The organism is Stieleria mannarensis (assembly GCF_014154935.1).
GTDB classification, from domain to species: Bacteria; Planctomycetota; Planctomycetia; order Pirellulales; family Pirellulaceae; genus Stieleria; species Stieleria mannarensis.
Genome location: NZ_JACEHH010000049.1, coordinates 15,679 through 30,849 on the forward strand (window position 1 = coordinate 15,679; position 15,171 = coordinate 30,849).

10 protein-coding genes are annotated in these 15,171 nt (G+C 60.8%); 3 read left to right on the forward strand and 7 right to left on the reverse strand.

All coding sequences use genetic code 11. The features are described 5' to 3' along the window. Positions 1–59: 59 nt before the first annotated feature. On the reverse strand, positions 60–1,427 hold the full coding sequence (thrC, locus tag H1B37_RS25880; protein ID WP_182870179.1) for a threonine synthase: 1,368 nt from the start codon (positions 1,425–1,427) through the stop codon (positions 60–62). Positions 1,428–1,527: 100 nt separating this feature from the next. On the opposite strand from thrC, the gene H1B37_RS25885 reads away from it, so the two are divergent. Continuing rightward, positions 1,528–2,109, forward strand: a complete 582-nt coding sequence (locus H1B37_RS25885; RefSeq protein ID WP_182870180.1) for a hypothetical protein — start codon at positions 1,528–1,530, stop codon at positions 2,107–2,109. Between the two features lie 233 nt (positions 2,110–2,342). On the opposite strand, the gene H1B37_RS25890 is transcribed toward H1B37_RS25885, so the two are convergent. The 4 genes from H1B37_RS25890 to H1B37_RS25905 all read right to left on the reverse strand — a co-directional run bounded on the left by H1B37_RS25890 (position 2,343) and on the right by H1B37_RS25905 (position 8,456). Beyond that, entirely contained in the window at positions 2,343–2,675 is a 333-nt protein-coding gene (locus H1B37_RS25890) for a histidine triad nucleotide-binding protein (protein WP_182870181.1), read from the reverse strand. A gap of 213 nt (positions 2,676–2,888) precedes the next feature. Further along, positions 2,889–6,806: an FtsK/SpoIIIE domain-containing protein gene (locus H1B37_RS25895; RefSeq protein WP_182870182.1), complete on the reverse strand. Its 3,918-nt coding sequence runs from the start codon at positions 6,804–6,806 to the stop codon at positions 2,889–2,891. A gap of 161 nt (positions 6,807–6,967) precedes the next feature. Next, a complete protein-coding gene (locus tag H1B37_RS25900; RefSeq protein WP_182870183.1) occupies positions 6,968–7,234 on the reverse strand; it encodes a hypothetical protein in 267 nt (88 codons plus the stop codon). A gap of 4 nt (positions 7,235–7,238) precedes the next feature. After that, positions 7,239–8,456, reverse strand: a complete 1,218-nt coding sequence (locus H1B37_RS25905; RefSeq protein ID WP_182870184.1) for a cell surface protein — start codon at positions 8,454–8,456, stop codon at positions 7,239–7,241. A gap of 184 nt (positions 8,457–8,640) precedes the next feature. Between H1B37_RS25905 and H1B37_RS25910 the strand changes: the two genes are divergently transcribed. After that, positions 8,641–9,024: a DUF6384 family protein gene (locus tag H1B37_RS25910; protein WP_182870185.1), complete on the forward strand. Its 384-nt coding sequence runs from the start codon at positions 8,641–8,643 to the stop codon at positions 9,022–9,024. 18 nt (positions 9,025–9,042) lie between these two features. Beyond that, entirely contained in the window at positions 9,043–10,455 is a 1,413-nt protein-coding gene (locus H1B37_RS25915) for a hypothetical protein (protein ID WP_286178195.1), read from the forward strand. A gap of 61 nt (positions 10,456–10,516) precedes the next feature. On the opposite strand, the gene H1B37_RS25920 is transcribed toward H1B37_RS25915, so the two are convergent. Together H1B37_RS25920 and H1B37_RS25925 are read right to left on the reverse strand one after the other, a co-directional pair. Beyond that, positions 10,517–11,944, reverse strand: a complete 1,428-nt coding sequence (locus tag H1B37_RS25920) for a DUF1501 domain-containing protein (RefSeq protein WP_182870187.1) — start codon at positions 11,942–11,944, stop codon at positions 10,517–10,519. Then, on the reverse strand, positions 11,937–15,077 hold the full coding sequence (locus H1B37_RS25925; protein ID WP_182870188.1) for a PSD1 and planctomycete cytochrome C domain-containing protein: 3,141 nt from the start codon (positions 15,075–15,077) through the stop codon (positions 11,937–11,939). The genes H1B37_RS25920 and H1B37_RS25925 overlap by 8 nt, the downstream gene beginning before the upstream one ends. Positions 15,078–15,171 lie beyond the last annotated feature (94 nt).

The window sequence follows — 15,171 nt, forward strand, 5'->3', positions numbered from 1 at the left end:
TGCATGGACCCCTCGCGTGGTCCACGACGGCTTGCCGGTATACAGGGGCGAGCGTTGTGTCAGGACGTTTTGGTGAGCCGTTTTTCGATCTCGGCTTTCACCGTGTCGGCGTCGGCGGGCAGGTGGACGGCGGGGTTGGCGTATTCGCTGGTCACTTCATCCAGCCGTGATTCGTGATAAGCGACTTTAAAGTCGGTGAACTTCAGCCCGTGGGCGGTGCTGATCACAACGGTTTTATCGTCGGACTTGATCACGCCTTTCTTGATCAGCTTGGTCAACACCGCCAGCGCGACGCCGGTGTGGGGGCAAGTGAACATTCCGGTCAGGTCGGCGTGGGCGGCCGCCGCGGCCAGTTCGTTTTCGGTCGCCTGTTCCACGATCCCATCGGTTTCCCTGATCGCCCGTTCGGCTTTGGCGTAGCTGACCGGGTCGCCGATCCGGATGGCGTTGGCCAGCGTGTCCTGGGCCGTCACGCGAACCTTTTCTTTGAACCCCTGCTTGTAGGATTCATAAAACGGATTGGCCTTGGCGGCTTGGGCGGCGACCAACCGGGGCATCCGAGTGATCAACCCCAAGTCCATCATCAGCCGGAATCCCTTGTGGAGCGCGCTGATGTTTCCCAGGTTGCCGACGGGGATGACGATCCAATCGGGAACTTCCCAATCGAACTGCCGAACGATTTCGATCCCCACCGTCTTTTGGCCCTCGATCCGCAAGCTGTTCATCGAATTGGCCAGGTAGATCGAATTGTCCTGCGTCACTTCCTGGACGATCTTCATGCAGCCGTCAAAGTCGGTGTCGAGCGCCAAAACATGCGCGCCGTTGGCGACCGGCTGGATCAACTGGGCCGTGCTGACCTTGCCCGCGGGCAGGAAAATGACCGCGGGGATGCCCGCGTAGGCGGCGTAGGCGGCCAGGGCCGCGCTGGTGTCACCGGTGCTGGCACAAGCGACCGCTTTGACGGGGCTGCCCTGGGCCATCATCTGTTTGACGACGCTGACCAAGACCGTCATGCCCAGGTCCTTGAAGCTTCCGGTGTGGCTGTTCCCGCACAGCTTGATCCACAAATCCGGCACGCCCAATTGCCGGCCCAGGCGTTCGGCCCAGAACAAATTCGAATTGCCCTCGAACATGCTGACGACGTTTTCATCTCGCAGCGCCGGAATCACCCACTCCCGCATCCCCCACACGCCGCTGCCGTAGGGCCACGTCGACGTGCTGGCGCGGGAATCGAACAGCTGCTGCCACTGGTAGGGGTTCCGTTTCCGCAGCGGCTCGCGCTCGTGATGCACCTCCAGCAAGCTGCCGCACGAGGGGCAGGTGTAGATCACGTCAAAGATCGAGTGCTTGGCGGAGCAGCCCGCGATGCAACGAAAATAAACGGTCTGATTTTCCAGTTCCGACTTGGGCTCGACAGCAGACGACATGAGTGATTCCCGGTAGATTCGTGAGAAGTCCGCATTATGTCCAAATCGCCCAAATCTGGCAAAGGGCACCCGTTAATTCCCGCCATTTGAGTGCCTATCGTTGCGAACCATCGACAAAACCTACTCCGACCCGCTGGACCTGGTCTGGATCCACGCCGCCGGCCGAATGGGCATGCGGGTCGAACGCAGCGATCAAGTCAACGCCTCCTGGAACGGACGCGACGTGCTGACGATCGGGACCCCGGAAACGCTGGACCGAGACGATTCGCTGGCGCAGATGGTCCTGCACGAGGTCTGCCATGCCCTGTGCGAGGGCCCCGAAAGCGTGCAGCGACCGGACTGGGGGCTGGAGAGTTTTGATCCGTCCCAAAAATTCCATGAACACGCCTGTCTGCGGGTCCAAGCCGCCCTGGCCGACCGCTACGGGCTGCGATCCTTCTTTGCCTCGACCACCATGTTTCGGCCGTACTACGACCGCTTGCCGGCCGATCCGCTGGAAGGCGGCGACGAGAAAACCATGGCGCTGGTCCGGCCTGCCTGGCAACGCGCCAACCACGGCCCGTGGGCCGAACCGCTCGATGACGCCCTTCGCCGCACCGCCGTTATCGCCCAAACCCTCTCGGGACTGACGCCGAAGGATTCTCTGTGGCACGGCCAGGGAACAATGGTGGATCGATCATAGCGCACGTTGGTGTTTAGCCTTGAGGCGACTCCCCCTCGCTGCTTCGCAGCGAGAGGCGACGGCCCGGAAGGGCCATCGTACCCAAGCTTGGTCCCTCATCCCGTAGCGGAAGCCGCCAAGGCTTTCGACTCGAAGCAATCCACACGGGAAAAGCCGAAATTCTTGGCGAATTCCGCTACCACATACGCCCCTTGCCGAGTTTAAGGACAAAGCCTAGACACCAGCGCATTCGCTTACACCAACGTCTGCTTCGCTCCGCCCAGCAGGTGGAAGTGCAAATGCGGCACCTCCTGGCCTCCCGCCTCGCCGCAATTGACGACCATGTTGTAACCCTCTTGCAGTCCTTCCTGGGCAGCGACTTTAGAGAGCGCGACGACGCAGTGCCCGACGATCGATTCGTCTTCGTCGGTCAATTCCGCCAACGACACGATCTCTTTCTTGGGGATCACCAACACGTGCACCGGTGCCTTGGGGTTGATATCGCGAAACGCCAAACAGACGTCGTCTTCGTAAACGATGTCGGCGGGGATTTCGCGGTCGATGATTTTGCTAAAGATCGATGGCATGGTCGTCGGAGGAATTGGGGGTCTGTGAAGCGGGGGCCGGAGGCAAAGGGGGCATCTCCCAAAATGCGACCTGCCCTTCGGGCTTTTCGTTTTTGAGGCCCCCGTTCGTCATCGGGTCAACGGTAGTGGACGACGCGAGGAGTTCCGGCAGTTGGCAATCCGAAAGGACTCGTCGCCTCGTCCACTACTCGAAAACCAAGCTGACTGGGAAGACTAGGGTTCCAACCAAGCCTTGACGTCCATCGCATCGGCCTGGTCGGGCTGTCGAAACTTGCTGATTCGACCGGCCGGTTCATCGTACAACAGCATCGTCGCGGCGGACAGTTCGCTGGCGACCGGCGAATCGATTAGCAGTGACGAATCGGACGCGTTCAATTGCCCCAGCACGCGCAGTTCGACATCGTGTTGTGATTGCCGCGGCAACCAGCGGGTCAAGATCTCTGCCCCGCCGCAGACCAGAACACAGTAGACGTTCGCCGGCGGTCCGTCCTTGAGCACCTCACGCAGCGCTTGGCCGCCCGACATGCTTCCTTGTGTGGCGTCGAGCGAAAAACTGAAGGCGTCTTCATGGCGAAAATCGCGAAAACGATCCAGCGGATCGATCACGATCACGATCGGATGCACTCCCTCGGCCTCGTCGCCGCGCTGCTTCACCAACTCGGCCAGCTTGCCCATCTCCGGCGCACTCTCGCGTGGCTTCACCTGCCGCACGTTGAACCCGCCGCGTTGCAGCCAGGGATACAGCGACGGCGTTTCGTTGGGGCGATTGCCGTTGAAGTAAATCACCTCCAGATCGTGGTTGGATTTTGCGAATCCGGACACCACCGACGAGAGCAATCCCGGCCGGGCTTCCGGCGGCGGAATCATGACCACGTTGCGGCCGGCGTTGCGTGACAATTCGATCGCCACCGGCGGACCGATCTCGACCGCTTCGCCCAACAGCCCGTGCAACTCTTCGCCCGCCCGGGCCCGGTCGCTGATCGCGGCGGCGGCCAATGCGGCCGACCATTTGCAGGGGCGATTGCCTTCGAAAATGACCGGTGGGGGCAACGTTTCGGTGAACGCCCTGTCCCGCGTGGCGATCTTGGTCAAAAAATCACGGTGTTGATCGCTGCTCAGCCAGGCGACTTGGAACGGTTGGTTGCCTTCGATCAAACCGCCGGCATCGTTGTAAATCGCCTCGCCGGGACGTGAAATCAACCGTGCGGCGGTGTTGTCATCGGACAAGATCAACGCCGCGTCGGATTCGCTGCATTGCATCGCGATCCGGACGGCCATCTGCCCCAGCGTCGCACGCGGCAACGAATACGCCCCGGCCAGCGACTGGCTGCTCAAGATCACGTGGATTCCGAACGACCGACCTTGCCGAACCAAACGATCCAACAGCATCGAGCAATCCGCCGCGACCCGGTCGTCGCGAATGAATAACTCCTGGAACTCATCGATCACCAGAATGATTCGGGGCATCGGCTTGCCGCTCGCGGTGCGATAGTCCGACAATTCCTGTGTCGACTGCGCCCGGAACAGTTCACCGCGCTGTTGCAGTTCCTGGTCCAGTCGCTGTAACACGCTGCGGCCGAATTCGCGTTCGCTTTCGATGCCGATCACGCGGGCGTGTGGCAGACCGCTATCGGCATACGTTTTGAACTCCACGCCCTTTTTGAAGTCCAGCAGGTAGAACTGCAATTGATCCGGCGTGTAGTGATGCGCACCCGAGGTGATGATCGAGTGCAGCAGGGTGCTTTTTCCCGACCCCGTTTTACCGGCGATCAAGACGTGCTGGCGGACGCCTTCGCCCAACTCCAGCCCCAGCGTCCGCTGCCCGCCCTGGCTGCCGATGGTGATGTCGATGCCATCGTCGGTCCGCCCCCGACCGCCTTGGGCCGGCAAGATCGACTCCAGCGGAATCTCGACTCGGGCCGACATGGTGGCGGCGGTGCCGATTTGTTCGGCCAGCTCGCCGCGCAGATCGGCGGCGACGTTCTCCGCCGGCAAAAACTCCAATCGCTCCAGCCCCTGGTGCCGCACGCTCCAACGCCCCTCCTTGTCCACCGCCAATTCCAACACGCGATGGTCATGGGGCAACGGCAAATCGCTGGGCCAGGGGTGGTTGTCCTTGCAAACCATCAACACAAACACGCCGCAACGAATGCCGCTTTCGATCAGCGCCTTGAGATGTTTGTAGCCGCCACGCGTCAGGCCTTCGGGGAATCCCACCGCCGCGACCGCCTGATAGGGTTCGGCCATTGAACCGGCGATCTGGTTGTAATCTTCGACCCGTTGAAACTGGTCGCGCAAACTGGACTGCAAGACGTCCTCGGCGTGCTGTGCGATCTCGCCCAAACGCGTTTCGATTTGGTTCTCGGTCGTCCAGACGCGATGGCTGACCAAGCTGGGGTCATGATCGGCCAGCGACATGAACGAGGTAAAATTCTGGCCGCGACCGATCGGGTCGATCAACGTCAACTTGGTTCGGCCGCCGGAAGTACCCGAAAGCATCCGCCACAACACCTGATGGACCACGTCGACCGCTTGCGGCATCTGGTCGGCCGCCGCATGGATGATCAATCCGCTATGCAGTCGCCGGTGCAGTGCGACGGGCATTTCGTCGGGCAGGTCTCCGCTGCGAAAGATCGGCTTGACCTGTCCGGAATGGTTTCCCGACCCGTCGGAGGCTTCGCTGACGTTTTCAGAAGTCAACGTGCGGGCCAGAAACTCGGTCACCTTCAAATGGCCCAGCGGCACAAAATCCAGCTTGTCGCATTCGGTGTGCGGATCGGCGGCGACCTTGTCCCAGGGCGGAAATCGCAGCGAGCATGCCTTTCCGGTCGATTTGATCCGCTCCAGGCCCCCACGTACGCCATCGCGCATCCGATCGGTCACCCGTTGCAATTCTTCGTGTCGTCGACGCGCGTTGGATTCGCGTTGCCGATGCAAGGTTTGATCGGTATCGGCCAACTGCTCGGTGATGGTCGCGGCGACCTGTTCGGCGCGGTGATGCATTTCGGAATTGATCTTGCCATAACCGGCCAGGAAATCGTCGCCCAGCTGCGTCAATCGCGCCTTCAACTCGGCTTCGGCCGCCTGCTGTTCGGCGGCCAATTGCTGCGTCAAATGCTCCAGCTGTTCTTCGCGCCAATGTTTGGCGGCTTCCAGGTGTCGGTCCCGTCGGTCTTCGAGTTCCGCCAGTGCGTCGCGCGCGGTGTCCTTGGAAATCTTTCGCCCGGCCGCGGCCGCCTCTTCGGCCGCCGTCGCCGTTCGCATGATCAGTGGGTACATCCGCCGGGTTTGTCGACGCAGCGGGATCAGCAACGCCGCGTAGATGGCAAACCCGATCAACGCGGCGGCGACGACGCCGGAAATCATGAACACCCAGTATTGATCCGGTTGGGCGACCTGGACCCCGATGCACCACAAGAGGACGGCGACCGCGACGCCGCCGGGCAGATAAAACGAATCGTCAAACTTAGCCGCCGCACTGGTCTGTAATTCGGTGACAAAGCCGCGGCACTTGCGCGAAAGCAGGTACACCGTGTCGATCGCCTGCTTGATCGACTCCGGCGGCGGCTCACTCATGTCCTCTTCGGAGGATTCCGGCGGAGGCACATTGGGCAGGCGATCCAAGCGACGGATCGTCAGGTCGCGTGCCCAGGCGACGTCTTCACCTAGCGGCACCAGCGACGCATTGATCTGTTCGATCTCCTTCTTGCTCTGTTCGCCCGGTTGGTGCCGCCGGGCTTCGAACTGATGCAAAACGGCTTCCCGCCGCGCCTCGACCTTCCGCTCGATCGCAACCTTCCCCTCCGCCGACTTTTTGCGATAAAGCGATGCCAGACGGTTTAGCTCGGTTCGCAACCGCACCGTGTCTTCTTCATACCCGGCGAACACCTTTTCTTCGGCGGCATCCCACTGGCCCAATGTGATCCGTCGCTGGCGCCGACATTCGGCCGTCACCCCGCTGCGATCGGAAAGCAGTTGCTGTTCCTCTTCGTCCCGCTGGGCGGCGTGCCGATTGATCAGTTCCTGACGCTGCTTTTGACACGTTTCAAACCGGGCGACGAGCGCATCGATCAGACGGCGTTGTCGCTCGGGCGCGAACAGCCCGGCCGGTGCGACCGAATGGTCTTTCATGGTGCGGATCGAGATCGAGGAGTTAATCGGAATAGGGATTCAGCAATCGCTGGTGTCTCGCCTTTAGGCGATTCCCGTCGCTGCGATCGCAGCGACAGTGGGCTAAAGCCTGCACACCAACGAGGATGCCCGGGCCGTTGGTTCCTGATCCCCTTACCGTTCTAGTATAGCTCGCTGGAACGCTGATCGGTGTCGTCGATCGCGGCCTGCGATTTCCGTAGCGTCTCGGTGAACTCGGCCAAACAGGACGCAAGTCGCGACAGACTGGGCCCCAGCGGCGCCAGGTACTCACGCTCGAATTCCGCCGCGCGGTCGTCGCGCCAGTCCTCTTTCGTCGCTTGCCACAGGCGGGCGAAATCGTTGAAATCTCGCCGGAAGCGCGCTTGTGCATCCGTCAGGGGGGCCAGGTTCAGCGGATCGAGTGGCATCGCTTTAGCGGTTGATCTGTTCGCGTGCGTGGCGGGCCAGTGTTTCCTGGTACTTCTTCTTTCCCGCTTCGACGCTCTTGCGAATCGCCCGCGTGCTCTCTTCACTCTCCTTTCGCAGTTCGGCGATCATCTCCAGCGACTCGATTTGGAAATCGCTGATCGCATCGACCAGTTTTTGGACCGACTCGGGGTTGATCGTGCTCCCGTAGCCGGCTTTCAGAGCGGCTCGTTCGAGTTCCCGCCCCAGGTTGGCGACGTCTTCCAAGCCTTTGTTGACGCCATCCTTCATTGCCTCGGTCGCCTGGGTGACTTCATGCAACCCGTGCTGGCTTTGGTAGACCGTCCCCAAAATGGTGAAGACGTGCTCGTTGGTGGTGAAGAACGTCACCGCGCGACGGTACACGCGTTCTTTCACGTCGTGCGTCTGCTTCAGTTTGGTGATCAACGTTTCCCCGACGTCGTACCCGATTTCCAGGTTTTCGGCGATGTCTTTGAGCAACTGGTAGGTTTCGTCCTCGTCTTCATAGTGTTGACGTGACTCATCGCGTGCCAGTTCCAATTGGCTCTTCCCACTTTCGTCGGTGCCGGTATAAGCGTCGAGCGCCGCCTGGGCATCGGACAATGCCTTTTGCGCCGCTTCCAACCTGGGGGCGTGGGCATCGAGCAGTTCACGCGCCAGCACCTCAGCCTCCTTGAGCGCGAATCGAAAGTCGATGTATGCCTCCATGATCCGGTCTTCGCTCTTGAGTGCCTCCTTGGTGTCCTTGGCGACGTCGGCGTAGATTTCGACGATTTTTTCGAAGCGATCGTTGGGGGTTCCGCGGCGAATTTTCATCCACCAGTTGGACAGTTTTTCCGTCCCGCTGATGCGACCGTCATCCAGTTGGGCGATCAAGCGTTTGCTGTCATCGCGGACCGAGTCGAATTCCTGCGAGATCGCCAGGTAGCGGTTGCCGACCTCGATGCTCTCGACATTCTCACGCACCAACGCGTTGAACGCCCCCATGTGCTGAATCACGTCGGCGATCGCCAGCACCTTCCCTTCATCGAGATGCTTGACCCCCTCCAGCAGCGAGATCAACTCTTGCGGGGCACCGCTCTTGCTGTCGACCCCGAAATCCTTCAGCACCTGGACCGCGTCGTTCAGGTACTTCCGCATCTTGCTCGTGTCGCGTGGCTGAGACTGGGATTGGGAGGCAGTCGCTTGAGCTTGCTGGGCCATGTTTTGTGTCTTCGGCGGATGGATTTGGCGGACGAAAAAGCGGTCGACGAGCGTCGACGTGCCTACCAAGTTAGCGCACCGATGCCCCCGACGCAATCGAGACGGTATGTTGTATCCTCGGGCAACGCCCCTCCTGCCCCGTTGGCACTGCCCCCAATGGCACTTGTTTCCCATCTCCACCGCGATGAGCCAAGCACAAGCACAACAGTCACCGGTCGAATTGCCCGGGCATTCCCTGACGTTACAGGAAACGCTGCGGGTGATGGACGTCGCCCGAGAAATGCGGGACCAGCGCGAGCAGGCCGAAGAGATGTTTCGCCGCGACGACATCCGCGTCGCCCTGCGCGAAAAATTGATGCGGACCGCCCGCCTGTCCGGCGACAACGTGACCGAAGCGGAAATCGATGCCGCGATCGGCCAATACATGGAAACCCTGCACACCTACCAGGACCCCCAACCGGGGATGAAAAATTTCCTCGCCCACTGTTGGGTTTGGCGAAACAGGATCATTTGGTCGATGGCCGGTGTCGCGGGCATCGCCGGCGGACTTTGGTATTTCTTCGGTTAACCCAGGATGGTACCCACGATGACGATTTCCGGTCCGGAAATGCACCGTTTGCTGATGGACGGCTACAAAGATGTCCAACAGCGGCTGGACGAGATGCGTTCGAAGATCTCGTCGATCGATTCTCAACGCGATCAGTTGGGCGACGACCGCAGCGATGCCCTGGTCAGTCTGGCGGAGTATTACCTGCCCGAACTGACCCGCGACGCGATCGAATCCTCTTGGGGTGAAGTCCGTGATCGCGTCCGACAAGTCTTGATGCGCAAAGAAGACCACCGCCGCCGCGTCTCCAGCGCCCTGGCCGACGCGAACGAACGACGCACGCTCCAAGAAGATCGCTTGCTAGAGATCAATTCCGAATTCGACGAAGCGAAATTGAAACAGGACGAACTCGCCGCAAAGGTTGAATCCGAACTGGCCGCCGACGAAACATTTGTGTCGCTATCCCAACGCGCCGCCATGGCCGAAGCGGCCTTGGAACGGGCCGAAGCCAATCTGAACGAAATCGAACAGGACGCCGCCCGCAAACTGCCGGGCTATGAAAACAGCTCGCTGTTCACCTACCTGCGCGACCAGAACTACGGCACCGACCGCTACGGCAAACGCGGCTTCACTCGCCGCATGGACCGCTGGCTGGCCAAGTACATCGATTACCACAAGGCCAGCCAAAGCTATCGGTTCCTGGCTGAAACGCCCGACCAGATGCGCAAGATCATCGCCGACGACCGCGCGGCGCTCGACACGGTGATGGATGAACTGGAAAAACGGCGTGATCTGGTCGTCAAGCGTCTCGGGCTGGCCGCCGCGGTGGCGAAAGCCGAACAATTGGGAAAGCGACGTGAAAGCCAGCTCGTCGAACTGGACAAGACCCGCGACGAAACCGATACGCTGGAACGCGAGCTGACAGATTTGGAAGACACCCGCGGCGAATATTACCGCGAGGCCGTTTCGGCGATTCGCCAACAGCTTGCCGAGATCGATACACGGGACCTGGCATCCAACGCCCGCCGAACCCCGTCGCTGACCGACGACCAAATTGTCGCCCGGATCCAGGGGGTCGACCAGCAACTCGATGACTTGGACGGCGATACCAGACGCCATCACGACGACATCCGCGACATGCAGCGCTGCATCGAAGCTCTCGGACGGTTGATGCAGCGGTTCCGCGCGGCCAAATTCGACGCCGCACGCTCCCACTTCGAACCCTCGCTGGACATCCTGGACCTGTTGCATCGCGCCAAGAACGAACGCGACATCGACGACGCCTGGGATCGACTCCGCAGCGCCCAGCGTTGGGGACCAACGATCGGCAAACAACTCGGCAACGTCGCCTCGCACCCGATGTCCCAAGTCCTGATCGGCGCGATGGCACTGGCCGCCGGAGCGGCGATGAAAGACCACGCCGGCCGAGCCGCCCGCCGCCGCGAACGATAGTCAAAACCCCCGCGGCGCACGTTGGTGTTTAGCCTTTAGGCGACTCCCTCCTTCTCGCATGTCACGCGAGTATCCCGTCAACGACATGCGACTCTTCCACGCCGGTCAACTTGAAATCAAGCCCCTGGTGGCGGTGGGTGAAACGGTCGTGGTCGATGCCGAGCAAATGAAGCGCGGTGGCGTGTAGGTCGCGGACGTGAACGGGGTTTTCCACCACGTTGTAACTGAAGTCGTCGGTCGCGCCATAGCTAAATCCCGGCTTGATGCCCGCACCGGCCATCCAAACCGTGAAACAACGCGGGTGATGGTCACGGCCGGCCAACGGAGAGTCCCACTTGCCCTGCCCGGCGACGCCACGCCCGAATTCGCCACCCCAGATCACCAGCGTGTCATCGAGCATCCCTCGCCGTTTCAAATCCGCGACCAACGCCGCGCTGGGCTGGTCCGTGTCGATGCACCGCGAAACGCACCACGAACGGAGTCGTGAATGATGGTCCCAGTCGGGATGAAAGAGTTGAATGAACCGCACGCCGCGCTCGGCCAAACGTCGCGCCAGAATGCAGTTTGCGGCATAGCTTCCCGGCCGTCGCGAATCGGGGCCGTACATCTGGAACGTCGACTCGGATTCGTCGCTCAGATCGGTCAATTCTGGGATGCTTGATTGCATCCGGAACGCCATTTCGTATTGATCGATCCGCGTTTCAATTTCGGGGTCCAGCGTCTGTGCGTGGTGATGCCGATTCAACGAGGCCAGTGAATCGAGCATGTCGCGACGAAGCTCTCGCGGAAACCCATCAGGATCATTCAAATACAGCACCGGGTCTTTGGCACTGCGCAGTTTCACTCCCTGGTGTTTGGACGGCAAAAACCCGCTGCCCCAGTAATGGTCGTACAGCGGTTGATCGCTGCCCCGCTTCATCCGCGAAAGCAGGACGACATAGTCCGGCAGATTCTTGTTCATGCTGCCCAGCCCATAGCTGGCCCAGCATCCGAAACTCGGCCGCCCCGGCAACTGATGGCCCGTCAGAAACTTCGTCATCGCCGGGGCGTGATTGATCTGGTCGGTGACCATCGATTTGACGAAGCACACGTCGTCGGCGATCGAACCGAGGTGCGGCAGCCACTCGCCGATCAAAGCCCCACACTGACCGTGGGCGTCGAAACGGGTGATCGGCGGCAGAATCAGTTGTTTCTGGTTTTTCGTCATCCCGGTCAGCCGCTGCCCCTGGCGGACGCTGTCGGGAAGTTCCGTCCCGGCCAGTTTATGCAAGTCGGGCTTGTAATCGAACAGCTCGATTTGCGACGGCCCGCCGGATTGCGTCAGGAAAATCACTCGCTCGGCCTTTGGCGCAAAGTGCGGCAAGCCGCGTTCGACTTGCGAAGCGGCCAGCTCATCGCCCAGCATCGCGGCGGCGGCCAAGGCGCCGAAGTTCAATCCGGCCTGGTTCAAGAACGCGCGGCGCCCAAGTTTGGAATCGATCTCACTCACGGGTCATCGCCTCGTCAAGGTTCAAAAGTAAACTGGCAACGGTCATCCAGGCGGCGGTCTGCGGAGCGAATTCCGGTCGCGGCGGCGACTGCTGGCCCACGGTGCAATACTCGACCGCCATCTTCGGATCGCCGTCGTAAATCTCCGTCGCCGAATCCAACACCGCTTTCAATTCAGCTAGCTCCTCTTCGCTCAGCTCGCGCGACAGCACCCGCATGGCGAGATTCTGCAGTCGGCCATCGACCACCTGGTCTTCGGCGCCCACGACCGCATCAGCAAGCGCCCGCGACGCTTCCAGCATGCTGACGTCGTTCAGCAACGTCAACGCGTGAAGCGGCGTGTTGGTGCGACGAACACCGACTTCGCAAACGCGGCGCTGGGCGCTGTCGAACAAGAACGTCGGGGCGCTGCTGCGACGCCAAAACGCATACACCGTTCTTCGGTACTGTGCCGGACCGACGCTGGGTTGATAGTCGAAGCGTCCCATCGTGATCTCGGCCCAGACGCCTTCGGGTTGATACGGCCGTACCGGCGGCCCGCCAACCGCGGTCGACAACAGCCCGGAAACATGCAACGCGTTGTCGCGGATCATCCATGCCGGCAATCGAAATCGCGGCGCCCGCGCGAGTAGGCGGTTGTCCGGATCACTGGCCAGCAACTCCGCCGACGCCACGCTGCTTTGGCGATACGTCTCACTGGTCGCGATCAGCCGGAGGATGTGTTGTAGATCCCAATCACTTTGGATCAACTCGACCGCCAACCAATCCAGCAATCGCGGATGCGTCGGCAGCTCCCCCTGCAACCCGAAATCGCCGGGCGTTCGGACCAGCCCCTGGCCGAACATGATCTGCCAAAGATGATTCACCGCGACACGTGCGGTCAGCGGGTTTTCGGAATCGACGATCCAGCGGGCCAGATCCAGTCGTGACGTTGCTTGGGTCGCCGGCCAGTCCAGCACACTCGGCAACACCGCACGCTGCACCGTTTCGCCTTTGGCGTCCCAGACACCTCGAACCAGGATGTGTGTTTCGCGCGGTTTCTCCCTTTCGGCCAGCACCATCACCTTCCGCGGTTTGGCTTGATTTTTCAGGTCCGCGAGCTGCTTCTTGGCCGAGTCGCGTTTCTTTGCCACCGCTTGGTAGTCCGCATCGCCCAGCAGGTACTGTGCGAGCAATCGTTTGCGGAGTGCTTCGTCGACTTGATTGCCGTCGTTCAAAGTGCGAACCAGTTCTGCGATCGGAGAATCCCCATCGACTCTCCGAACCGTCTCGCCACGCTCGGCGGCCAACGCGATCTTGAATCGTCCGATGTTGGCGCGGCCGTGCGTCGAACGCTGACGCAGCAGGATCACAAACTGATCGCCGGGACGCACCTGCCACGGCGTGGCCAATTGATAAACCGCGACATGCGGCTCGATCTTCTCGACACCCTCGGTCGTCCAACCGTCGCGGGCGTCGTCGTTCAACGTCTTGCCGACCTTGGCGTAACGCTGGTCCCATTTCGTGTCGCGTTTCTCATCGGCCTCCACGTCAGCGACAACCGAACGCAGCTCCAACGGAATCTCCGATGGGCTTCCCTGTCGGCGGACCATCGCCAGGACGCTGGTGAGCGTGAATTCTCCGTTGCCGTCACGTGTGAATCGCTTCTCGACATGAGCATCATCCGGCAACACTTCGATGCGGAACCCGGACACTTGTTCCATCGGCGTCGGGACCTCCAAAGCGACTCGATAGTCATCCTGTGTCGGTTTTGGGCCATGGGTCTGGACGGTTTGATCGGCTTCGACGCGAAATAGCGTCCCCTCACTGCTGCTCACGCCGGGTGTGGGGGTCCACCAGACTTGGTGATCGGCCGGTTTCGATTCGACTCGGTCGTGCAACCAATCGTCGAACCGCCGCTCGGCCGATTGACGCGCCCGTTCGTGTTCCGCCTCGCACTGCTGGACGAAGGATGCCATTTCGTCGATGCGATCTTGGACGTGCGGCGAGGTGTACTCCAGGTACGGCTTGGCGTTCATCCCCGCCTTGCCGTCTTCGTCGATGCTGTTGAAGAACGCAGACAGCGAGTAGTAATCTTGGTGCGAAATCGGATCAAATTTGTGTGAATGGCATTGCACACAACCGAGCGTCAGCCCCAACCAAACGGTGCCGGTGGTGTTGATTCGATCGATCACGTAGTCGATCCGGGATTCTTCCGGGTCGCGACCGCCTTCCCCGTTGGTCATGTGATTGCGGTGAAAGCAAGTCGCCAGGATCTGTTCCTCGGTCGCATCGGGAAGCAGGTCGCCGGCAAACTGTTCGATCGTAAAGTCACGAAACGACTTGTTGTCGCGAAATTGGCGAATCACCCAATCACGCCACGGCCAATTCTGACGCGTCGCGTCTTGCTGAAACCCGTCGGAGTCCGAGTAGCGTGCTGCGTCTAACCACCACATCGCCATTCGCTCGGCATTGCGGGGTGATTGCAGCAAGCGATCGATGGCGTCATTCCATGCCTGATCCGAACCGTCGAAATCCGCGACGTCTTGCGGAGTGGGTGAGAGCCCCGTCAGATCCAACGTCAGCCGTTTTAGTTGGGTGTGCGGTGCGGCCCGACCACTCAGTGAGAAACCTTCGCCGGCAAGACGTGACTCGATAAATGCATCGATCGGATGCCGGTCGGCCGCGGGCGGTTCGGGCCGTGTCGGCACCTCCAGGGACCAATGCTTGCCCCACGTCGCTCCAGACAGTATCCACTCGCGAATCGCCGCTCGCTCCGATTCGGTCAGCGGCTTGCGGTGTGAATCCGTCGGCGGCATGACTTCATACTCATCATCCGTCGTGATCCGCCGCCAGAGTTCACTGTCCTCCAGATTTCCCGGAACGATGGCGGCATAACCACCGCGATCCTCTTTGGCGTGTTCTTCGACATCCAAACGAAGGCCCGCTTCGCGATTGCTTTCGTCGGGGCCGTGACAGTGAAAACATCGGTCGGACAGGACCGGCAAGACGTCGCGTGAGAACGAGACGTCATCGGCGTGGGTGACGCTTGCCTGGGCAAGTAACGCCAGTGACGTCGCGACGGTCGCCAACGCGTGGGCGGTATGGGAGATCCACCTTCGGGCAAAGGCGGCGACGTGTGTTCTTGAATTCATCTTTCTTCTGTTCCAAACCTCTTGCAGCTTGCCGCGACCACTCGCGAGCTGTCGATTGAATCGACATCCCGCTCACGCCAAGCCCTCGGAGTTT

What these genes read in the sequence shown, in the direction of transcription:
- thrC (WP_182870179.1), bottom strand. Translation starts at nt 1,427, where the DNA reads ATGTCGTCTGCTGTCGAGCCCAAGTCGGAACTGGAAAATCAGACCGTT.
- H1B37_RS25890 (WP_182870181.1), bottom strand. Translation starts at nt 2,675, where the DNA reads ATGCCATCGATCTTTAGCAAAATCATCGACCGCGAAATCCCCGCCGAC.
- H1B37_RS25895 (WP_182870182.1), bottom strand. Translation starts at nt 6,806, where the DNA reads ATGAAAGACCATTCGGTCGCACCGGCCGGGCTGTTCGCGCCCGAGCGA.
- H1B37_RS25900 (WP_182870183.1), bottom strand. Translation starts at nt 7,234, where the DNA reads ATGCCACTCGATCCGCTGAACCTGGCCCCCCTGACGGATGCACAAGCG.
- H1B37_RS25905 (WP_182870184.1), bottom strand. Translation starts at nt 8,456, where the DNA reads ATGGCCCAGCAAGCTCAAGCGACTGCCTCCCAATCCCAGTCTCAGCCA.
- H1B37_RS25910 (WP_182870185.1), top strand. Translation starts at nt 8,641, where the DNA reads ATGAGCCAAGCACAAGCACAACAGTCACCGGTCGAATTGCCCGGGCAT.
- H1B37_RS25915 (WP_286178195.1), top strand. Translation starts at nt 9,043, where the DNA reads ATGACGATTTCCGGTCCGGAAATGCACCGTTTGCTGATGGACGGCTAC.
- H1B37_RS25925 (WP_182870188.1), bottom strand. Translation starts at nt 15,077, where the DNA reads ATGAATTCAAGAACACACGTCGCCGCCTTTGCCCGAAGGTGGATCTCC.